Here is a 20,436-nt window from a genome sequence, read left to right on the forward strand (position 1 = left end):
CTTCCCGTCATTTTTTTATATAAAAAATGAAAAAAGAAATGGTGGTCATCGGCGGCGGCTTTGCAGGGCTTAACCTGGTAAAGCACCTGGCTGAAGAACCCGATTTTCATGTCACGCTTGTCGATATGAATAATTACAACCTCTTTCCGCCGCTTTTGTATCAGGTAGCGACGGGTTTTCTTGAGGTATCCAATATCTGCTATCCATTTCGCAAATTTTTTCATGGCAGAAGGAACGTAAGTTTCCGTCTGGGCGACCTGCGAAGGGTTATTGCGGAAGACAACAAGGTTTTATTGTCTACCGGAGAGCTGTCTTATGATTATCTTGTTCTCGCGACGGGCACCGAGACCAACTATTTCGGAATGGAAAACATCCGCAAGGCCGCACTACCGATGAAAACAGTGGATGATGCAATAGAAATCCGCAACGACATGATCCAGAAAATGGAGGAGGCAACCGTTGCCGCCGGCGCGCAAAAGGTGCGGCTTTCTGTCGTCATAGCGGGTGGCGGGCCCACCGGAGTTGAAATTGCGGGAATGTTCGCGGAGATGCGCAAGAATATCCTGCAAAAGGATTATCCGGAATTGACCGGCCACGAAGTGGATATCTATCTTGTGGATGCATCGCCCGCATTGCTGGCGTCAATGAGCAAAAAATCGCAGCAATATGCTTATGACAGGCTGGTTGAAATGGGCGTGAAAGTACGGCTGAACAAACTGGTGAAAGATTATGTAAACAATGCCGTCATCTTTGCGGATGGCGAAACGATCAAGACCCGGATCCTGCTCTGGACCGCAGGGGTAACCGCAAGAGTGTTCGACGGCATCCCCCCGGATTGCTATGGTCGCGGTAACCGGCTTCGGGTGGACGAGCATAACAAGGTGAAGGGTGTTTCGAATATCTATGCTATCGGCGATACCTGCCTGATGGTCACCGACAGGAATTTTCCGCAGGGGCACCCGCAACTCGCGCAGGTGGCGCTTCAGCAGGGTAAAAACCTGGCCGCTAACCTGCTCGCCACACTTTATGACAAACCGTTAAAGCCGTTTTTCTATCATGACAAGGGTTCGATGGCCATTATCGGGCGAAATAAAGCCGTGGCAGACCTTCCCAAACCCGAAATGCACTTTAACGGTTTGGTTGCCTGGATGACATGGCTGTTCGTACATCTTTTTTCCTTGATCACTTATCGAAACAGGGTAATGACCTTGCTCAACTGGGGAGTCGCTTATTTTACCAAGGACCAATCGTTGAGGATGATAATCAGGCCGGCGGCAAATCCCGGGCGCGAGAAATAGCCCGATAAAAGCGCTTCAACGATAGTATTGGTTTATCAGACGGCCAGCTTTTTCACCCAGGCGACATAGTGGTCCATCCAGTTTTGCAGGAATTTTCTGGTATCTTCAATCCCGATGTCTCCGTTCTCGTCGAACAATCCTTCTTTTACATGGATAAACGCTTCAGGCTGCCCGAGCGTCGGTACATCCAGGTAGGCAAGTGTATTGCGCAAGTGTTGCTGCGCCATGGCTGTGCCCGCGGCCCCTAGTGAGGCGCCTATCACCCCCGCTGGTTTGCCGGCCCAGGCATTCGCCCCATAGGGGCGCGAGGCATGATCGATTGCATTCTTGAGCACGCCCGGCATCGAACGATTGTATTCGGGTGTGACGAACAGTAGCCCGTGGGCATTCGTAATTTCGCTCTTCAATCGCTTGACTGCCGGTGCCTGGTTGCCATCGTCGTCCTGATTGTAGAGTGGCAGATCGCCGATCAGGGATTGTTTGAATGTAAGCTCCGGCGGAGCCAGTCGCATCACTGCGCCAGCCAGTTTGCGGTTGAACGAATCACGGCGAAGGCTGCCGATCACTATCGCAATGCGATATTGGCTCATGTGGGATTTCCTTATGAAAAATTGCAGAAAATGAATATGCGTGTTTCGCGTTCAGCAACCATACTTGGCAGCCTATCGGACTTAAAGGAAATCGGCTGCAAAAGCGTCTGGATGGTTCCTATTTCGCCGCTTTTTCGACCAATAGAATAACTATTGGCCTTCAAAATCCTCAAAATCTGTCCTCACCCAGCCACTTTTTCGCTACGATTCTTCAAGTTCGACAGGCTGCTAGGAGACACCTCGAATATACCAAAACTTGACTACTGCTGGCGTTGGTCTAATAGTTAAAAAGGCTATTCAATGATAACGTTCTTTGTATCCATAATATAGCAGCAAAAGAACGGAACCTCATTCCGCGCTCTGCACTGGTGCGGGGGCAATATCTGGATTCAGGAACTAATGAGCCATTTGCAGGCCAGGGTTGCGTTAATTATTCATCTTATCGGGAGAATTAGAATGCTGGGTGATGAAAAATCGGTAGTCCTGTCATTCGATGACGGGCCAGCGCCCCTGGCAGCACTTGAAAGCATCCTGCAGACGCTGCGACAGGAGGAAATCAAGGCGGAGTTTTATGTTCTGGGCGACGAGGTAAGGCAGTATCCTGAAGCGGCAAGAATGATTGTCGGTCAGGGGCATGACATCCAGAATCATTCGTGGAGTCATTCGGATCTTGAACGGGCGACGGAACAAAGCGTGCGCAGTGAACTGGAACGCACCCAGAACATAATCGAGAAAACCACCGGCGTAACGCCGACTAAAATCCGTCCGCCATACGGTGCGGGGGGATTCAGTGGACACCTCGATCCGGAGCTGGTCGAGGTGGCACGGGCCCTGTCCCTGGACATCGTAACCTGGGACATCGATACCGAGGATTGGAAAGCCCCGCAAGGTCTGGGACCGGAAAAAATAAACAATATCGAGAGTCAGTTCGAGCAACAGCCGCGTAAGGAATCCTTCAATATCCTGATGCACGTGCAAATGGGGACTGCCAGGGACCTCCCGGCTTTTATCTCCCGGTTAAGGGAATGGGGGTTTACCATTGCGGAACCGTAATGGACCGCAGTGACGAGCGTCAGCCGGCGTATCATTTGCGCCGGGATGATGGCCTCTGCGGCTCCGCATTGTTGTCATTGTTGTCTATGCTGTTATCGAGCCCGGCGATCGCAGCTCGGGAAAACCGGGAATATGATTGCAGGCCGGATATCAAATATGAGTGCACCGTAGACCAGTGCGAAAAGATAGTCAGCGATTTCCAGCATGCCGAGTGGTTCGCCTACAGTACGACAACCGGCGAGTTATCGGCTTGTTTATGGACGAACTGCTACGCAGCCAAGGCGACCGTATTCAGGGACCCGGCCTCGGGTAACCTTACGGCGATGGGTAAGCTGATACCAACTGCGCATCCCGGAAATGAGCCGATAATCGTTTCATTGACAATCGGTACCGGAAATAACGATACCGCCAACTTTACGGCTGTCTGGGGGTATCGTAACGAGGGGTTGACGTTTGACATCGGTAAGTGCGCGCTTCGAGAGTTGCGCTGAGGTCGGTCACGACACCCCACACCTGCAGTTTTGTCGTGTTCTTGAAAGCATATCGGCGCGTAGGCGGGATTTTCCGCGTGCAGTTCGATCACGCCATTCTGGCGGTGCAGCCGCTTGACCGTGTATTCGTTGTTGATGACGGCCAGCACGATATGCCCGTGCCTGGGCTCGATGGAACGGTCAACCACTAGCATATCTCCATCGTTGATGTTGACACCGGTCATGGAATCGCCGATTACCCGGAAAAAAGGTCGCGGTCTTGTTGCGTACCAGGTACGTGTTGAGATCGAGAGCGGATTCCGCGTATTCGTCCGCCGGAGAAGGAAAGCTCGCCGGGATGCGCTGCAATAGCAAGGGCAAACGATAGAGCGGAGCGGAGAGCGCAGCCTGCCGAAGATGGGGCAGGGGAGGCTCATTGCGAAGCGGGAGAATGTTTGCCATGAAATACGTCCTGGTGCAATATGAAAAAATATGACTTTGTCTTGAAAGGATAGACGATATATGCGGACGCTACGGACTGAATCATTCCCATCCAGTGTTGACGGACTGGTACCGCGCCTCATACATTCCGGAATTGAAGCCCCGATACAATATCGCGCCGGCGATGGAAATACTTGCCATGCGCGAAACCGAGCCCGGCCGCATCGGTTCAACGATGCGCTGGGGCCTGATCCCGCATTGGGCGAAGGATACGAAAAAACTGCCGGTGATGAACAACGCCAGGGCGGAGACAATCGCTGAAAAGCCCATGTTCAAGCAGTCTTTTCGCCAGCGGCGATGCCTGATCCCCGCTTCCGGATTTTTTGAGTGGAAAGCAGAGGGCACGAGCAAGCAGCCATATTTTATATCTAGCCGGGACGGTGCGCCATTTTCCTTTGCTGGGATATGGGGCACCTGGACGGCAGATACGGGAGAGTCCATCGATAGCTGCACGATCATCACAATCGAATGCAATGCGCTGATGCAGCCGATACATGATCGTATGCCGGTCATTTTGTCGCCCGAGGACTGGGCGGCCTGGCTTGACCCGGAGTCCAAGCAGGATGAGATCCTGCTATCCCTGCTTAAACCGTTTGATGCGGAGCGAATGCAGGCTTGGGCGGTATCCTCGGCAGTGGGGAGAGTGACGAATCAGGGAGAGGAATTGATTCGGCCAAACACGAATAATCATCAATAAAAAATTCTAAAAAGAGGAAATCATGTCAAAGCTGCTGTTGCTATTTTTGTTGGTTCTGTCCACTTCTAGTTTTGCTGGCCTACAGGAAGGTTTGAAAGCTTATCAAGCAGAAGATTATTCAACGGCCATAAAGCACCTGTTGCCATTTGCTAAAAAGGGCAATGCAGATGCGCAAAGAAAGGTGGGGTGGATGTATGACAATGGTAAAGGCGTCTCCCAAGACAGAACTCAAGCAATCCTGTGGTATCGCAAGGCTGCTGAGCAGGGTAATGCTAGAGCTCAATACAATTTAGGAGTGGCGTATCTCAACGGAGATGGTGTGTCACAAGACTATGATGAAGCGGCTGACTGGTTTCGCAAGGCAGCTGAGCAAGGGTTTATCGATGCTCAATTCAATTTAGCTAATATGTATCACCGAGGTCATGGTGTTCCCCAGGATTACGTTCGAGCAGAAGGATTGTTTCGTAAGGTGGCTGACAAGGGGGATTTGGGGGCTCAAGTACAAATGGGAGTTCTATATGAAAACGGTCATGGTGTCACTCAGGACTATATTCAAGCTATGTACTGGTATCGCAAAGCGGCTGAGCAAGGTTTTGGTGAAGGGCAGGCCAGCTTGGGGGTTATGTATGATTGGGGAATGGGTGTTCGGCAAGACTATGCCAAAGCAGCAATCTGGTATCGCAAGGCAGCTGAGCAAGGTGTGGTCAGGGCTCAAAACAATCTCGGTCGATTGTATCAAAACGGCTGGGGTGTTCCACAAGACTATGTTCAAGCAATCCGGTGGTATCGCAAGGCAGCTGACCAGGGTTTTGCTATCGCAAAACAAAATTTGGCATCGTTATATCTGAGTGGATTTTTCGGTGGTGGCTCCACTGGGGGCGACGACGAAACGCCGGCCTACTCCGAAACATGGGTGCCTGCGCAAGATTCAGCCGGACAACTGATACCTGGAGAATCCACTCTGATACAGGTACCCATCGTGCGTTGATTACCTGTTCTAGACGCACTCAGTTTGGAGCAAATGTAGGCTTGGGCTGATCCCCGGAGTAGGGGACATAGAGAATCAAGAGGAGGAGTTAATCAATCTATTTCTTAAAGAAGATCATTACGCTAAGGTCACCATCAGGCAATAAGGACAAAAAAACTTAATTATTAATAGGAGAAACGATAATGTTGCATACGAAAACTCTTGCTGCGGTAGTGTCAGGAATTATTGCGGCATCAATCATGCCAGCGCATGCAGACTACGCAGTAAGTTTCAGTCTTCCACAATCTTCTTGTTGTTCAAACCTTGTTAATGGCTTGGATGGTTTCGATTTCACCCCTACAAAAGATCTAACCGTAAGCGCTCTCGGTTGGTACGATAACGGCGCAGATGGCCTGAATAATCCCCACCCTGTTGCGATATACGTTACATCGACGAAAGAGCTGGCAGCTCCTTCCGCAATCGTCGACTCTGCTAGTATGCTTGACACTACTATAGACTTCCGATTCACGCCCATTACGCCCTTTGTTCTAAACTCCGGAACAGAATATACGCTTGTAGGGTATGGCTCCGGTCCAACATGGGATCGATACGTAGGTAACCCAACAGGAGGATTCGCGTTTGGCGAGGATATCACCTATGAAAGGTGGCGCACATCACGCTCAACAGGGTTAGAGTTTCCGACTACTGCGGGCGAAGTAGGGGTAGTTCACGGTGTTTTCCTTGGCCCCAACTTCCAATACTCTGTATCTTCAGTTCCTGAATTGCCAACGTATGCACTGATGCTTGCAGGCCTTACGCTGCTTATCGCAACAAAACGAAAAATAGACAAACTACCACTGTACACCCGTCTCTGAGTATGGGTATTAGGGAGTGTCGAAATACTATTCGTTTGTCTTACAACTCAAGGACAGCATGAGTTCGTATACACTCCCTGTTATTATTGGACCCCATTTAGAAAGCCTTTCCGTTCACGAAATTTTGTACTAATTCCCATATTTCCAGAGGCAAACACGAATTCCAGGGATCTGGCCTAACGGTTTTTGCAGTTAAATTCTTGAAGGGCTTTTATAGAGAAATTCTTGAATTGCCTGTATTCAGAGGAAGGCGGTCCCGGCATCCCTCTGAATACAGGGCACCAAAGTGCTCTTCCACCACCGTCCAGTCAATCTTCCCACCCAGCCGGTACAGCGCATGGCGCTGGTCCAGTATCTGCTCCAGCCGCATCCGGAAAAGATCATCACAACCACTGCGTTCTTGCTTCTTTGGTTTCATCACAATTCACCAGAAATCAGGGGGTAACAACCCTGATTCTGGCAAATTCCACACCTTTTAATACCCCAAACGTCAATATTTATAAGGGTCTGGAAGGTATTTCAGGGGCGACTAACATATTTTATGATGTGTTGAATTAGGACAATCTAATAGAAGTAGAAGGTTTCGAATTTGTTGCCGTCAACTATATTGGGGATCACTATGCTCGCTTTGTAGGCACCGGCTTTCCATTCGGAAGCTGGAAATGGCAGGTCTGATCAATATTTGGACTACCCCTCTCCAGCGGCTTTTTTGCCGAGATAGGCAGCCTGACCCAAGCCGAATATGGAAAGCATGGTTGCGTCGACATCAGGCATCGTAACGACACGGCGGAACTCGATGTGCTCCATGAATTCGACTGCGGATATGGCATAGATAATGACTGCCAGGATTGTGATTGCCACCATCTGGAAATCGCCCAGATCGGTTTTATTGTTGTCATCGGTAATGAGATCGGTTGCCCTCGGCGCACTGGCGCTGGTTTTCATGTCGGGCTTGCCTTCGACCTTTCCTGTCGTAATCGCCTTGGCAGCGGCAAAGGTGAGTACGCTGATGCCGGAAAGGATGAGCAGGTTGGGCGGGATATCTACCCCGCCCACATAAGTCCAGCCGGCTGCCGCGATGCGGTGCGACACGATGGCGATATAAGCGCTGATTACCAGCGTAAACCAGAGAACGGTCTGGAATTTCGAACTGCTGTAGCGATTGTCCGTGCCGAGAAACAATGCTGCCGGATGGCCCTTCGTAAAAATGAAAGCGATAACCCAAAGCGATACCAGCGCACCGATGAGCGAGAACCATCGCGCGCTACGGCCGACCGGTTTGCTCTGCCATTCAAGGGATTTCACGTGATTGATTCCATCCATGGCGTCGACGCCTCCATCGCGCACGAATGTTGCATTGATCCCATCTCCGGGGCGCATCGCCGAAACAAGGGGTTGGAATTGCTTATCTGCCTGGAGCGGTATATTGATCTCGTTCTCCGGCTTATCCAGCTGCCGAGTCCGCACGACGAGCCACGACATATCGATGGCGATTTCCTTTATTGTGCCAACTATGGTTCTACCGACTACTTTGACTTCACCCTTGAGGATGTTGCCCTTGGAAGTGTGCTCATAGGTCAGCTTGACCAGATCGCCGGTTTTGAGCTCAGCAATTGAAGCCTCCTTTTCCTCGGTAAAAAACTGACGTATCTCGCCGCTCATCGATTTTACCTCCAGCGGCATTGCCTGAATAACAATGCCTTCGAAATTCAGAGGATTGGCACCAGGCGGGGAGGGTGTTTTGTCATCCTGTGGCTGTTCCTTGGCATTCTCGCTGGCAACGGCCGGTTGGGGCGGGGTCTGAGGTGGTTCCTGCGCGAAAGCCCGGGGCACAAGTAGCAGAAACGCAAGGGTATAGGAAAGTTTTTTGCCAGGCATATCAATAAAGTCCTGTATTGGATTACAGTTATTTATGCGAACTGCAACTGTAAATCATTACTTCATTCGCTTCAGAAACCGGTTGCAAGATACTCCAGCAAGAGCGCGAGCCCAAAACCACCCGAAGGCAATGCAATTGCCGCCCCGAAGAACGGATGCTGCGTGAAGGGGAGGAAGGCTCCCCTCCGGTTATTTTTGATTGTGCGGATCGCCCATTCGATCTGTTGCCTCTGCTTTATTTCATCCGGTGTTTGACCGGATAGCTGGATGAGTTTGCTTTCAAGTCGCTTGATGGCCTCTCGTTTGGCTTTCTCGGCGGATCTTCGCAATGCCATGCTGTTGACAAAAATAAGTGTCGCGTTGAGCATGAAAATAATGGCGAGCGCAAGGGGAAAATCCCAATTGTCAAGGTAGTTGTAGCGTGCGATACCTAATAGAAACATGACGATGAAAGGGAAATAGATGAAGTTGCCGATGACGGTCGTGCGCTCCGCGATCAGTTCAATGCCCAGCCATTCGTCCAGATTCTCCTTGCCGATGCCTCGCTTGCCGGCTATTTTTGCCAGTGTGTCATCAGGCCATCGTACTTTATTCATGGCAATGCAGTTGACCCATCTACGGCAGAGCCGCGTGGCATCTATTACATAGAATATCAGGAACATTATCGCTATCAAGTTCATAACGATGAGCGCGTCATTTATCGCGAAACAGCTCGAACCCCGGCATGGCGTGTTGGGAAAACCGAATTGCACCATCATCAGCCAGGCAACGCACAAAGCGACAGCTACCTGCGGTAAGCCCCTCATGCTGAAATTTTTCAATTCACCCAGTGTTGTGTATTCTCGCCAGAGACAAATGGCATCAATCTGGCCAACGGCATGCGGCCGCCACATATATAACCCTAAAGAGCGGCGAATAGCTTGGGTGAGCATTCTTGGCGAAAAACGGGTGCGACGATGCTCGTCCCCGGGCGTATCGGTGACTTTAATGTTTTTTTCTTCAAAGGCGAATTCGCGTGTCAGAATGTTTTCGTTGCCTTTCATCTTTTGCCGCGAATACCAGAGAAAGAGCAAGCTCGTAACCAATGCGAGCAGGCGAATGGCCGCCGTTGGCCATGCGCTGATTCCCTCGGTCAATGCAAGCGGCTCGTTTTCCGCAGCAGGCGGCATCCCTTCCACCAGGTCGAAAAACACCACGGCCACGACGGCAAGGCCCAGCCAGAACAATATGTTGGAGCCGAGTTTGAGAAAGATATCTGCCGCCGCACTGCTGATCAGCATGGTGCCGATAATAAATATGACAGCCGTGGCAACTGCTCCCGCGATCCACTTCAGATTCTGCCGTGTATTGAAATAGGTATCCATATCTGGCCGCACCGGATGGATGCTTGCGTAATTCGGCATGTGTGCGCTGGTGGTACTGATGTCAAAAGCGCCGTGCCGCCCGATTTCATACAATCTCGGCCCCGTGTTCCTCAGAGAGTCCCTTGACTCCGGTTTTTTATTCATATCCGTGCTCAGTTGGACGCAATCCGGGCAGTTCGCCTTATCGGGAACAGGAACGATATACTCTAACGCCATCAGAGCGGAATAAAACAACGATGTCTGGTAACTATCGCGAAAAGGCGGAATGGGTGTTTGCAGCTCAGGTTGAAGTTCCAGCCCGAAGTGAGAAGCGATGATGAGATTGCGGGTTGATTTCCACTGGGCAGGAAAGGCCAGCCTGGCGTTAAGATCGGTCGTAAAAAAAATAGCGGTTGGAAACCTGTCGCGCAATGCCTGCAGAATCAGTAGCTTATCATACACGTCACTGCCCAGCACGCCGATTGCGCCGAATTTCCCATTCTTCGCTTCCTCTTGCTTCAAGGCCGTTGCCAGCCTGACGACATAATCCAGTTGGCTGCGGCCTTCAGGCCTTTGGCCGACATTTTTCTCGACACCCTGAGGTTGGCTTCCGAACCACGCCTGACCTTTGGCCTGAGCCTGTGCCTGATCTTGTGCATTGGCTTTATCGTCCCCCTTATCGTATCCCTTCGCCGGCAGTTCACCGTCAAGTCCTGCCAGGTATGAGTGTCGTGAGATCCACTCGGGCCAATCATCACTGAGCAGCTTGTCAATTTCAGCTTCCAATCCCGGGTCGGCGTCGCCAGAACCGTTGTTCATCGCAACCGCGGCAAATGTGCGCGGCAATGCGCGTCCGTAAAGAGTATCCCATTCGGAAATCAGCGCGACTTTGGGATTGCAATCTTTAGCTGGACAAGGTCGCAAGTCCACGCGTCGTCGCTTTAGTTCTTGCAGAAGCTGCTCTGCCAGCACGGCATCCGTGTCGATGGTCCTGGTAAAGTTTTTGATTCCTGCACAATCGAATATTTCCTCGGCGGTTCTTCGCGACACTTCTTTATTCTCAGGATCAGCGGAATAGTCCAACAAGAAAATATCCTTCGCCGTTGCCCAGGGAGAATAGAAACGCGTGTCTTTCAATTCGCTGAAGTGTGGGTTCAAGGCTGAACACCGATGGCTGGACGGTGACGACCCGTCTCTAAACTCCCTCTCCATTTCCTTCAGCATGGCGCTCAGGCTAGTGGAAAACCGGGGCCCCAACACACTATAGGCCGGCCTGACATGAGGTGCGCCGGTATTAAGCACTCTACTGAATTCGATCAGTAGCTCATTCAGAGACTGGAGCGGTTTCTGGCTGAAATCCTGATCTTTTAACCATAAAACCAGAACATGAGGCCGATTTTGCTCATTCTGCATTTTTGACTTCGGAATGAATAATTCGGCCGGAATAGCCAAGCCAGTTGTGTCCGCCATCATGTTCTGGCGGGTCCATTCGAAAAACCGGATATATTCACCCGATTCAGGTACGTATCCTGCGGCTCCCAAAGCCGATACGACAGCATAGCGATCGTTCAGCCGCGACTCGGCGCCGCTGGAATAGGGGCTCCCGTCGACAAATACCGGCACGACATGAAGCCCGGATAAAATTCCCGATTCTGCAATGACCTTGATAAGACCGGAAAGCGGGTAGGGAACGCCTGCTTTGCGGCTCGACATTTCCGGATTTTGTTTCTCGCTAAGCCGATGCGCTTCGACTGCTTCGAATGGATCCTGCCAAAGGCGCGACTGTACAGTTCCTTTTTCCGCGAATATATGACTTGCGATGTCCTTGTGAATTGGCCGGGAAGTCTGGAGTGACATTTGCTGGTAGATGAAGAAGCTGCTTATCATCGAGATCAACGCAAATATTCCGGCTAGCGGCAGCTTGGCTTTTTCGTCTTGTTGTTCCGCCATATCGTAAGCCTTTTGTTGGTGCCGCCCAGTTGGGCTCGGGCAACCGAGGCGGTAAACGGAATGGTAGAGTTACACTTATTTATAGCATAAACGCCTATAAAAACCGGAAAACCCACGAAGCGAAAAGCTCATCCTCATTCAACCCAAAAATTGGTATGGGATCTACAGCAAAGCGATGTTTTAAATGGATCAGGCTGCTCGATTTGCGGACGCCCTGATCTTTTCGATCATGACTACCGCAAACTTTGCAGCCTTCTCCAATCCGTCAGACCTTCCTGTTAGATCTTTTAACACCCCGGGTTGTACTTCAGTCCAATAGGCGGCGCGTCCAAAACGAGTAAGATTCAGCTGGGGAACAGCTAGTGGAATTTAATGCCGGTTTTTCCCTTGCAGCAAACGCCACGGGCCCGGCAGCAGTGATCCTGCTGTCGGGCCTTTTTTCTCGGTTCATCAATGCAATGTCCTAATGTATGCGGGGAAAAGGCAACTGTGCGCGTAAAAATCGTCATCATGGCGCTCATCATCGGCATGGTATGGAGAGCAGAGCGTATCGCAAGCGAAGAGGGCAGCGTGATTACGTTGCCTGTGGCTTTATCCTTGCAAGAGGGGAGGTAATTCAGGAATATATTTCCGCACGGGCAAAGATGGGCTGGGGGGGTTGGGTAATCTCGTTGCAACCCTTTTGCAGCTATACATGATGTATAACGAAAAACGATGGGTAACGGGTCGCGTAGTTACACGTCGCACTGGCACCCCAACAGGTAGGTCGGGCTCTGCCCGACATTGTTTTTTCGATTGTCGGGCGGAGCCCGATCTACCTGGGGGTGTTCAATCGCCATGGAAAACCAGTATTTTTACTCCGGCAGAAACCCGTACTCGACCGGGAATTTGACGTAAAAAAGGTCCAGGTTTTCCGCCTGCAGCAAATCCAGAAAGCGCCTTGCTTCCTCTTTACTCGCGACAAAGCTTACTTCCACCGGCAGGTCCGCCGCAAGCTCGAGGAAAGTTTCTTCGTGTAATACCCCGTGTCGTCCGAAGCCCGCCACCGCGCGCACCGCGGTGCCGCCGTGCAAGCCGCTTTTTTTTGCGCGCTCCAGCAGCCATTCGTATAGCAGAATGCCATCGTGTTCCCGATATTCGCTCACAAAGAACTTGAGAAAGGTGCCTTCCGTGTCGTCCTCCCTCATTTTCTTTCTCCCGTCATTCACTTTTTGCTGTTGATTCAGCCAGCGCCCGAACCGATGCTGCGCGGCTTGAGCGGGCTGAGCGGATTAATGTTGTGCCAGCCATTTGATGGTCATGATGCCAAGCACTGTCATCGTCAGAGAACCCGCCAGATGTGAAAAAATAATGAGACTAGCCCAGCCATATTGCTCCCGTAACAGCAAGGTGACCGTCTCAGCGGAAAAAGTGGAGAAGGTGGTCAATCCGCCGAGAAAGCCGGTAAGGGCAAACAGCCGTGCTTCGGGCGGCAGCATCGTGTTGTGATGAAAATACTCGACCACAATGCCGACAAGATAGCCGCCGGTCAGGTTCGCCATCAAAGTGCCGAGAGGGAGGGTAGGGAATACCGGGTTCAATGCCATGCCAAACCACCAGCGTAGCCATGCACCCAGCGCAGCACCTGTGCCCACTGCCGTTATCGCGTAGATACCCATTTTGTTGTTTTATTGTTATTGCAAGTCAGTTGCTTTCCATTACCCGGCTATATAATCCCTCGCGAGCCAAGCCATTCAGTTGACAGCGCTTGAAGAAAGTCCGCTGTGCTGCGGCAACATTGCCTTCCTGTCCCTTCCAGGCGGCCAGGACCGGCGCTTGCAGCGCGCGCCCGTAGGAGAAGCTGAGTTGCCATGGATGATGGGCGTCCCCAGTATTCATCGCGTTCAGATTATCGGTTGCTTCTTCTGCGCTTTGGCCACCCGACAAGAATACGATTCCAGGCACCGCGGCAGGCACGTAGCGGCGCATACAACGGATAGTCGCTACTGCAATCTGTTGCGCGCTGGTCTGATGCGGGCATTTCATCCCTGAAATCACCATATTCGGCTTGAGCAGCATTCCTTCGAACAGCACGCCATGCGCGTTGAGCTCTCCAAACAGGATTTCAAGCATTTGTGAGGTGGCTGCTTCGCACCGATCGATGGTGTGGGCGCCGTCCATGAGTATTTCGGGCTCGACAATCGGAACAATGCCGGCTTCCTGGCAAAGGGCGGCATAGCGCGCCAAGGCATGGGCATTCGCATGGATCGCGTATGCCGAAGGCAGGTCGTGCTCATCGATTTCCATCACAGCCCGCCATTTGGCGAACCTTGCCCCGAGTTGTTTGTACTCTGCAAGTCGGTCGCGCAACCCATCCAATCCTTCCGTGATTTTGTCACCGGGGCACAATGCCAGCGCTTTTGCGCCTTTATCCACCTTGATGCCCGGTATGATTCCCCGGTTCGACAGCAATTCGGCAAAAGGCATACCGTCGCGGGTGCCCTGGCGCAATGTTTCATCAAAAAGAATGACTCCGCTGATGTAGCGTTCGATACCATCCGCAGTGAAAAGTATTTCCCGGTACCGCCGGCGGTTTTCCTCGGTGGATTCAAGCGCGATCGAATCAAAACGTTTCTTGATCGTCGGGTTACTTTCATCCGCCGCGAGAATACCCTTCTGTTTTGCAACGATGGCCTCGGCCACCGACTTGAGTTCGTCAATATTCATGAGCGCTTATTCTCCTGTAAGGCTGAAGATTCACATCGAAGCCGGAAGCATTCACGGGTAATTTCGCTCCAGCCTGATTATTTGACTGGAGGCGCCCCGAAAAAGCCTATTTGCCACATCACGATCAGAGCGACGATGACGCCCGCAATCAACACATAGTATGGCCACACCGTCTTTTTTTCCGCAAAGGGATCGGCCAATGAGCGACGCGAACCTTCCGGTAAACGGGCAAGCTTGGTCAACGATGTGCCAAATGGAATATTGATGCGCGCCCGCGCGTTGATCGCCCAGCCGTTTGCGTCCAGCACGGGGCCGAGGTTGCGTTTCTTCAATTTGAACCACGCTACAATCATGGCCGGGCCGGAAATCAATAACATCAAGCCGATTATCGCCAACGGTATTTGCCAGAATTGCAGTCCAAGTATTCCGCTGACGAGTGATGCGAGAATACCGCCAATAGCGCCGAGCGCCAGCCCTATCGCCGCAAAAATCCCGGCAAATTTGCCTACATCGAAAGGCGGCTTGGGCGTTGGCGGCGGAGGAGTTGTACCCGCCGCTATCGGCGTGCTGCTCTCCACTGCTGCCTTGATCAACTTCTCATCCGATGCGGCGGCTTTCGATGCGGCCATCTTCTGCAATTGATCGCCGATAAATTTGCTCAGTTTTTTGTATGGCGACCAGAACGCCTGGCGGATACTGATCGAATGGTCCAGGATGCGCACAATAGTGGCATCCCAGTCCTGGCCCTTTCGATCATAGAAAATACCGTTTCGCCCCACCATTAGAAAATCGGAGTCGCCGGCGGTAAAGGCAGCGGCAATACTCATCTTCTCCGTACCCCCTTTGCGCACGCAATCGCAATACGCGAGATACAGGCCGCTCATATTGGCAAACTCAGCGTGTTTGCCAATATCGTCAACTCTCACGCACAGCTCGCAACTGCGTCCGTCCAGGTACAGCGTGCCTACCTGGAATAGCGCCTTATCTCTCCCGGTATAAAAGCTGCGAAACGATACGAAATTATTCACCAGGTTAAATAAGTCACGTTTATAGCGCAGCAGTTTTTCCACCGAATGGATCGCCTTTACCTCGCTTTCCACCGCTTTATCCTGGTTGATCAAATCATCGATTGCTTCCTTGTGCTTGCTGCCGAAGATCTCGCGTAGGCGTGCTGTGCCAAGCTGCTCGGCACAGCACGCTGGTTTGGCGGACTGCCATTTTTCAAATGCGTCGAATTTGGTGCAGAGTGCGGCCCACTCCGATGCGAGCAAATTCTCCTTCTTACCAAATACCGGCACGATGGTTTGCTCGCGTAATGCATCTATTTGTTTTTGCCATGCGGGATTGAGGCCGGAAACCAATGGCAGGGGTTTGTTTGGCTCCACTGTCGCAAGCGGAAAACTTGCGATATCGGTATTTTTTGCCGATAACGTTTGTGCGGCAATGCCCTGATAATCCTCGGTGGAGCGGCTTAGCGGGACGGCTGCGCGCACATCATAAGCTGCCATCTGGCAACGCGTGAAGTAGTCATCGACCTTTTCTTTGACGGCATGGAAGGCGTCAGCGGCGGCTTGTGTCTTGTCACCCAAAAATTGAATATTGGCATCGGCGTCACCCTTAACCCCCCAGTCCGAAAAAATGGCAACTTCCGCAAAAAACGCATCATTGATTTCCTGATTGATACCCGCCTTCCCGCTCATGTCTGTTACTGAGCCGCGACACTTCATGATGTCTTCGATCGTTGTGCGCAATCCCGCATCCGTAATCTGGCCGGCAGGAACCACGCCATCGCCATTGAATTCCAAACCAGCGACAAACTTCTCGATGTCAGCCATGTCCGCCAGTGAAATCTCTGTCGCATCCGGCTTACCCAGCGTTTTCAGAATGTATTGTGCTGACGCAAGCACCTGTTGTCCTTCTTCGCTGCTATCGTCTATATCAGCCAGAGCCATCCGATCCGACCCTTCGACCAACAGGTCCGAATTCCTCAGTAGACCACCTGCCCAGGCGATAGCTGCCAGCACTTCATTCGCGTGCACATGCGCATCGGCATCATGGTCGATCAAATCGAGGGTTTTAGTGTCGAATTCTATGCCGCGTGTGGGGCAGCTCAACGCTACCCACAGCTTTTGATCCAATCCTTTTAGTGCCAGCAAATCCGCGCCGTTATCAATTTGTACTTGATCGAATCCGCCCGCGCGGAAAAATTTCCAGGTGTGTGAGGGAGTCATGATCTATCCTTTGTATTATTAGAAATTGTGAGACTTCTTGAGGAGTTATAGATGCAGCACTTGAGCAATGCAAGAAGAACCTTGCCACCATGAGATTCGAAGTTTCACAAGGGAACAGGTCGAACTATTTTATCCCGGGTCCGGTAACGCCATCGAAACCGAGTTTTATCAATGCCTGCCGCTCCGCTTCCGTTTGCACACCATCGGCAATTGCTATGATACGGATGCTGTGGGCTCGTCTGCACAACCCCTTCAGGAATTTCTGATTATTCCTGTTCTGGTGGATACCGTGCACGAAGCTGGCGTCTATCTTGATGTAATCAAGGCCGAGGCCGGTAAGCTCCCTCAGTTCAGCGAAGTGATGGCCAAAGTGTTCAATACCGATACGGCAGCCAAGTTCCTTGAAGGTGTAGCAGAAGTCACGAAATGCTTCGAATTTTCGATAAGCCCCATACTCCGGCACTTCGATCCAGAGCCGCTGGCACAAGTTTGGATATTGGCGCAACAATTCTGCAAGTTTATTCCGGAAATCCCAGTCCGCGATCGTTTCAATGGATAGGTTGATCGCGAGATCTCCCGTCAACGACTGTAACGTTTCGAGTCCGTGACGGATGACAGCCAGATCAAGAGGCCCAGTCAGGTTGAGGCGTGCAGCGATGTTGACGAAATCGCTCGCCTCCAGCCAGCCTCCGTTATGCTGGGCTTGCATGCGGACAAAGGCCTCCTGATGCAACGGAGCGCCCGTCGGACCGATCACGGGATAGAGAACCAGCTTGAAGCGATCTTCGGCGAGCGCATCGCTGAAGATATTGCGCCAGTCACCGATATTGACGACAGGGGCAGGAAGCTGATCAGGTTGCGCAGCAATGAGATGCCAGGCATTGATACCCGTACGCTCGGCGGTCGTCAGCGCTAGGTCGGCGTTGCCTAACAGCTCGCCCAGCTTATCCCCGCCCTGGTATCGAACCGCACCGATGTGGTATAGATCGGTTATCTCCCGGTCGATTTTTGATGACAATACCGCCAATTCCATCGCCAACTGATTTACGATCTGGCTTGTGTCATCGATATCGGGAATGACAAGGACGAAATCCGACCCGTTCAGGCGCGCAGCCAGTGGATCCGATACTGTGCTATCGCAAGCCCTGCCGGCAATGTTGCCTATGAGCCTCCCGACCTCACGGAGCAGACTGTTTGTTCCATCACGGCCAAGTTTCTGGTTGATCTCTTCCAGGTTATTGATCCGTACCAGGAAAAGAACGCCTTGTGCGCGCTTCGTCTTCGCTACGGCTACGATATCCTTATCATTCACGCTCGGAACGGTACCTCCCTCATCGCCGCCGGGGCCTGCATCTTTGCCATCGTGGATCAAAGCCGCGTCTTCGACGTCCTGGGTCGTAGCCATGTCTTCGCTGTCCTTGCCGGGAACAGTATCCTTATCATTTCCATCCGTAGTGGCGCCTTCGCCCTCTTTGCCGTCCAGGATTTCGAGAAACCGGTTCATGAAGTGGGCGCGATTGGCCAGGCCCGTGACGGGGTCGTAATTTATCAGCTTGCGCACGCTCTCCATCCGGGACGCTTCCTCTATGGCCCTGTTATGCAAGCGTCTTATCATGTCATTCGTCGCATGCGCGATGGTGCGCAATTCCGGTATGCGGGAGTCGGAAATGGTGAGAAAACGCCGTTCCGTAATCGCTTCGGCTTGCTCGACCATTGCCGCCAATGGCTTTTTGATACGCTGTAGTATCAATATGCCGATGAGCCCGCAAAATATGCCTGCAGCCAGAAACCAGATCAATAACGTTCCCGTTTGATCCCAGAGAGCCTGATAGGCGAACTGGGCGTTAGCCGCAACCTTGATGACGCCGAAATGCATCCAGCCGTCCGAAATCTGAGCGATACCCGCTTCGGCGCTGACGGGGAAGAGGTCGATAAACCACTCGGGAACAGTACCGTCTTTCCGATCCCGTATCCGTTCGGCAATCACCCTGCCATCCGGCGAAGTGATCGAGATCGTTTCATATTGGCCGCTATCGAAAAGTGCCCCGATCTGCAGACCGATCGTAACCGTATCCTTGCTCAGTTGCGAGATCGAGTGGGCGAGGGAGTTGGCGCTATCGATATTTTTTTGATGGAGTTGCTGTTCCAGATAGCTTCGCGCACTGAGCAGGCTTATGGCAAAGCTGCCTGTGAAACTTGCCAGGGTAACCAGGATGACTGTCAACCGCAGTTGTCGAAGAAGAGACATCGAACGCCTTATTTTTGGTGGACCTCTGAATAAGCCCGCTGGGTTGCCGGTTCAGTTGCCGAATGAGCGTGATGATGGGCTTATTCAGAGGTTCTTATTTTATGAGATTATCACGGACCGAATGTTGCTTTCCAGTTTGTAAGAAGCCAATGGCATGAAGAATGCGTCAAAGTAGAGCACGTGCGCGCGGCAGGGAATAATCCTCAATCTGGTAGTTGACCGCTCATTTAATAGATTAGCGTTATGGTTAATAGCAATATTTCATATTATTTATGCTCACCTTCCGAGTGAGCGCGCTACGAGGTGAATTGCACGGTTTTTGGGCACATGGCTGCGTTGCAACTTCTTGGAATGGAACGGCGCCCCGAAGCGTCGCCCGAGGGGCCCCGCGAAGCGGGGATCGGGCAGCGCAGGGGCTGCCGCGATCGCGCCCCACACGCGAGGGGGCGCCCGCATCCCGCTTCGGGGTCGCACCTTCCTACGGAAGGCACTGCTCCGCCCTGCGCGGTCGCATTCCGCGTCGTTGCGCCTTGCCCTGCACCCCAAAAACCATACACTTCGCCCCGTCCAACTACCGGGTTTAGGATAAAGGAGTTCGATATGCATACCGCCTTCATTTCGCATCCCGATTGCCTGCTGCACGATATGGGTTTACACCATCCCGAGTCTCCAGCGCGGCTCAAGGCGATTGAGGATGAGCTGGCTGCCTCCGGCCTGATGGATAAACTGGAGCACCATCTTGCACCACTAGCGACCCTCGGGCAACTGAAACGGGTGCATGCGCCAGAGTATATCGCGTTGCTGGATGCCGCTGGGCGCCAGGCGCTTTCAGCGGGTCTCGTGAATCTCGATCCAGATACGGCGATGAACCGGTACAGCCTGCAATCCGCTTATCGTGCCGTAGGGGCGGTCATCCTGGCAACGGATCTGGTGGCTGGAAAGCAGGTGGAAAATGCCTTCTGCAGTATTCGTCCCCCCGGACATCACGCGGAACGCAACCGCGCGATGGGCTTCTGCCTGTTTAACAATATCGCGGCAGGGGTCGCGCATGCTATTGAGGCGCATGCCCTGGAGCGTGTTGCCGTGGTGGATTTCGATGTGCATCATGGCAATGGCACAGAGAATATTTTCCGGGATGACCCGCGAGTCATGATGGTTTCCACTTTCCAACACCCTCTGTATCCATACAGCGGGGTGAAGGGGCGCTCGGAACGCATGGTCAATATTCCGCTGCGCGCCGGTAGTGATGGCGAACTATTCCGCGAAGCAGTGAGCCAATTCTGGCTACCTGCGCTGGAAAGATTCAAACCGCAGATGCTGTTCATCTCGGCCGGCTTCGATGCGCACAAGGAGGATGGTCTTGCTTCATTGAAACTGGTGGAGGCGGATTACACATGGGTGACGGAGAAGATCCGGGAGATTGCGCAAAAATATGCCAGCGGCCGCATCGTATCCGCTCTGGAAGGGGGATATGCGTTGCCCGCATTGGGGCGGAGCGTAGCCGCTCATTTGAAGGCGTTCGTTTGAAAGCCCTTCAATGCTCGTTGACCAGTTATCGAAATTTCGTACGGCGCAGCATGCTTCGCCAATTTTCGCTACAATTTATCGTGATACCGGACTCATATCTGC

The 20,436-nt window shown here is 52.2% G+C and carries 18 protein-coding genes and 1 pseudogene; 8 read left to right on the forward strand and 11 right to left on the reverse strand.

Going from position 1 to position 20,436, the window contains the following annotated elements; all coding sequences use genetic code 11:
* Positions 1-26: 26 nt before the first annotated feature.
* Positions 27-1,298 carry an NAD(P)/FAD-dependent oxidoreductase gene (locus tag F822_RS14245; protein ID WP_025040054.1) on the forward strand — a complete coding sequence of 424 codons (1,272 nt, stop codon included), beginning with the start codon at positions 27-29 and terminating at the stop codon, positions 1,296-1,298.
* Between the two features lie 35 nt (positions 1,299-1,333).
* Here the strand turns inward: F822_RS14245 and F822_RS14250 are convergent, their stop codons facing one another.
* The gene (locus F822_RS14250; RefSeq protein ID WP_025040053.1) at positions 1,334-1,888 is read right to left on the reverse strand and encodes an NADPH-dependent FMN reductase; all 555 of its coding nucleotides are present in this window, start codon (positions 1,886-1,888) and stop codon (positions 1,334-1,336) included.
* Between the two features lie 456 nt (positions 1,889-2,344).
* On the opposite strand from F822_RS14250, the gene F822_RS14255 reads away from it, so the two are divergent.
* Together F822_RS14255 and F822_RS15825 are read left to right on the forward strand one after the other, a co-directional pair.
* Positions 2,345-2,941 carry a polysaccharide deacetylase family protein gene (locus tag F822_RS14255; protein ID WP_025040052.1) on the forward strand — a complete coding sequence of 199 codons (597 nt, stop codon included), beginning with the start codon at positions 2,345-2,347 and terminating at the stop codon, positions 2,939-2,941.
* Positions 2,941-3,432: a hypothetical protein gene (locus F822_RS15825; RefSeq protein WP_025040051.1), complete on the forward strand. Its 492-nt coding sequence runs from the start codon at positions 2,941-2,943 to the stop codon at positions 3,430-3,432. Before F822_RS14255 ends, F822_RS15825 begins: the two co-directional genes overlap by 1 nt.
* Before the next feature lie 89 nt (positions 3,433-3,521).
* Here the strand turns inward: F822_RS15825 and F822_RS16080 are convergent.
* A pseudogene (locus tag F822_RS16080) lies at positions 3,522-3,656 on the reverse strand (LexA family protein); the annotation flags it as partial.
* Entirely contained in the window at positions 3,613-3,873 is a 261-nt protein-coding gene (locus F822_RS15665; protein WP_197272839.1) for a S24/S26 family peptidase, read from the reverse strand. The gene F822_RS15665 and the pseudogene F822_RS16080, both read right to left, overlap by 44 nt.
* A 58-nt stretch (positions 3,874-3,931) precedes the next feature.
* On the opposite strand from F822_RS15665, the gene F822_RS14265 reads away from it, so the two are divergent.
* From F822_RS14265 to F822_RS14275, 3 genes are all read left to right on the forward strand, one after another.
* Complete coding sequence (locus F822_RS14265; RefSeq protein WP_025040050.1) at positions 3,932-4,609, forward strand: SOS response-associated peptidase; 678 nt, start codon at positions 3,932-3,934, stop codon at positions 4,607-4,609.
* A gap of 22 nt (positions 4,610-4,631) precedes the next feature.
* Complete coding sequence (locus tag F822_RS14270; protein ID WP_051536577.1) at positions 4,632-5,597, forward strand: tetratricopeptide repeat protein; 966 nt, start codon at positions 4,632-4,634, stop codon at positions 5,595-5,597.
* Between the two features lie 182 nt (positions 5,598-5,779).
* Positions 5,780-6,451 carry a hypothetical protein gene (locus F822_RS14275; RefSeq protein WP_025040048.1) on the forward strand — a complete coding sequence of 224 codons (672 nt, stop codon included), beginning with the start codon at positions 5,780-5,782 and terminating at the stop codon, positions 6,449-6,451.
* Positions 6,452-6,662: 211 nt separating this feature from the next.
* Here the strand turns inward: F822_RS14275 and F822_RS14280 are convergent, their stop codons facing one another.
* The 3 genes from F822_RS14280 to F822_RS14290 form a co-directional block, all read right to left on the reverse strand.
* A complete protein-coding gene (locus F822_RS14280) occupies positions 6,663-6,869 on the reverse strand; it encodes a hypothetical protein (RefSeq protein WP_025040047.1) in 207 nt (68 codons plus the stop codon).
* A 269-nt stretch (positions 6,870-7,138) separates the two neighbouring features.
* A complete protein-coding gene (locus F822_RS14285) occupies positions 7,139-8,329 on the reverse strand; it encodes a hypothetical protein (RefSeq protein WP_025040046.1) in 1,191 nt (396 codons plus the stop codon).
* Positions 8,330-8,400: 71 nt separating this feature from the next.
* Complete coding sequence (locus F822_RS14290) at positions 8,401-11,622, reverse strand: hypothetical protein (RefSeq protein WP_025040045.1); 3,222 nt, start codon at positions 11,620-11,622, stop codon at positions 8,401-8,403.
* 453 nt (positions 11,623-12,075) lie between these two features.
* Between F822_RS14290 and F822_RS15510 the strand changes: the two genes are divergently transcribed.
* Complete coding sequence (locus F822_RS15510; protein WP_156304439.1) at positions 12,076-12,237, forward strand: hypothetical protein; 162 nt, start codon at positions 12,076-12,078, stop codon at positions 12,235-12,237.
* A gap of 239 nt (positions 12,238-12,476) precedes the next feature.
* Here the strand turns inward: F822_RS15510 and F822_RS14295 are convergent, their stop codons facing one another.
* The 5 genes from F822_RS14295 to F822_RS14315 form a co-directional block, all read right to left on the reverse strand.
* The gene (locus F822_RS14295; RefSeq protein ID WP_025040044.1) at positions 12,477-12,809 is read right to left on the reverse strand and encodes a DUF190 domain-containing protein; all 333 of its coding nucleotides are present in this window, start codon (positions 12,807-12,809) and stop codon (positions 12,477-12,479) included.
* Between the two features lie 84 nt (positions 12,810-12,893).
* Positions 12,894-13,280, reverse strand: coding sequence for a fluoride efflux transporter CrcB (gene crcB / locus F822_RS14300; protein WP_025040043.1), 387 nt, complete (start codon positions 13,278-13,280; stop codon positions 12,894-12,896).
* 25 nt (positions 13,281-13,305) lie between these two features.
* Positions 13,306-14,328: a class I fructose-bisphosphate aldolase gene (locus F822_RS14305; RefSeq protein WP_025040042.1), complete on the reverse strand. Its 1,023-nt coding sequence runs from the start codon at positions 14,326-14,328 to the stop codon at positions 13,306-13,308.
* Between the two features lie 77 nt (positions 14,329-14,405).
* Positions 14,406-16,559, reverse strand: coding sequence for a hypothetical protein (locus tag F822_RS14310; RefSeq protein WP_025040041.1), 2,154 nt, complete (start codon positions 16,557-16,559; stop codon positions 14,406-14,408).
* Positions 16,560-16,683: 124 nt separating this feature from the next.
* On the reverse strand, positions 16,684-18,807 hold the full coding sequence (locus F822_RS14315) for an EAL domain-containing protein (protein WP_025040040.1): 2,124 nt from the start codon (positions 18,805-18,807) through the stop codon (positions 16,684-16,686).
* A 600-nt stretch (positions 18,808-19,407) separates the two neighbouring features.
* Between F822_RS14315 and F822_RS14320 the strand changes: the two genes are divergently transcribed.
* The gene (locus F822_RS14320; protein WP_025040038.1) at positions 19,408-20,334 is read left to right on the forward strand and encodes a histone deacetylase family protein; all 927 of its coding nucleotides are present in this window, start codon (positions 19,408-19,410) and stop codon (positions 20,332-20,334) included.
* The last annotated feature ends 102 nt before the right edge of the window (positions 20,335-20,436 follow it).

Origin of the sequence: Nitrosospira briensis C-128, from assembly GCF_000619905.2 — a bacterium.
GTDB classification, from domain to species: Bacteria; Pseudomonadota; Gammaproteobacteria; order Burkholderiales; family Nitrosomonadaceae; genus Nitrosospira; species Nitrosospira briensis.

What these genes read in the sequence shown, in the direction of transcription:
- F822_RS14255 (WP_025040052.1), top strand. Translation starts at nt 2,345, where the DNA reads ATGCTGGGTGATGAAAAATCGGTAGTCCTGTCATTCGATGACGGGCCA.
- F822_RS14275 (WP_025040048.1), top strand. Translation starts at nt 5,780, where the DNA reads ATGTTGCATACGAAAACTCTTGCTGCGGTAGTGTCAGGAATTATTGCG.
- F822_RS14305 (WP_025040042.1), bottom strand. Translation starts at nt 14,328, where the DNA reads ATGAATATTGACGAACTCAAGTCGGTGGCCGAGGCCATCGTTGCAAAA.
- F822_RS14290 (WP_025040045.1), bottom strand. Translation starts at nt 11,622, where the DNA reads ATGGCGGAACAACAAGACGAAAAAGCCAAGCTGCCGCTAGCCGGAATA.
- F822_RS14315 (WP_025040040.1), bottom strand. Translation starts at nt 18,807, where the DNA reads ATGTCTCTTCTTCGACAACTGCGGTTGACAGTCATCCTGGTTACCCTG.
- F822_RS15665 (WP_197272839.1), bottom strand. Translation starts at nt 3,873, where the DNA reads ATGGCAAACATTCTCCCGCTTCGCAATGAGCCTCCCCTGCCCCATCTT.
- F822_RS14245 (WP_025040054.1), top strand. Translation starts at nt 27, where the DNA reads ATGAAAAAAGAAATGGTGGTCATCGGCGGCGGCTTTGCAGGGCTTAAC.
- F822_RS14295 (WP_025040044.1), bottom strand. Translation starts at nt 12,809, where the DNA reads ATGAGGGAGGACGACACGGAAGGCACCTTTCTCAAGTTCTTTGTGAGC.
- F822_RS15510 (WP_156304439.1), top strand. Translation starts at nt 12,076, where the DNA reads ATGCAATGTCCTAATGTATGCGGGGAAAAGGCAACTGTGCGCGTAAAA.
- F822_RS14310 (WP_025040041.1), bottom strand. Translation starts at nt 16,559, where the DNA reads ATGACTCCCTCACACACCTGGAAATTTTTCCGCGCGGGCGGATTCGAT.
- F822_RS14320 (WP_025040038.1), top strand. Translation starts at nt 19,408, where the DNA reads ATGCATACCGCCTTCATTTCGCATCCCGATTGCCTGCTGCACGATATG.
- F822_RS14270 (WP_051536577.1), top strand. Translation starts at nt 4,632, where the DNA reads ATGTCAAAGCTGCTGTTGCTATTTTTGTTGGTTCTGTCCACTTCTAGT.
- F822_RS15825 (WP_025040051.1), top strand. Translation starts at nt 2,941, where the DNA reads ATGGACCGCAGTGACGAGCGTCAGCCGGCGTATCATTTGCGCCGGGAT.
- F822_RS14250 (WP_025040053.1), bottom strand. Translation starts at nt 1,888, where the DNA reads ATGAGCCAATATCGCATTGCGATAGTGATCGGCAGCCTTCGCCGTGAT.
- F822_RS14280 (WP_025040047.1), bottom strand. Translation starts at nt 6,869, where the DNA reads ATGAAACCAAAGAAGCAAGAACGCAGTGGTTGTGATGATCTTTTCCGG.
- crcB (WP_025040043.1), bottom strand. Translation starts at nt 13,280, where the DNA reads ATGGGTATCTACGCGATAACGGCAGTGGGCACAGGTGCTGCGCTGGGT.
- F822_RS14285 (WP_025040046.1), bottom strand. Translation starts at nt 8,329, where the DNA reads ATGCCTGGCAAAAAACTTTCCTATACCCTTGCGTTTCTGCTACTTGTG.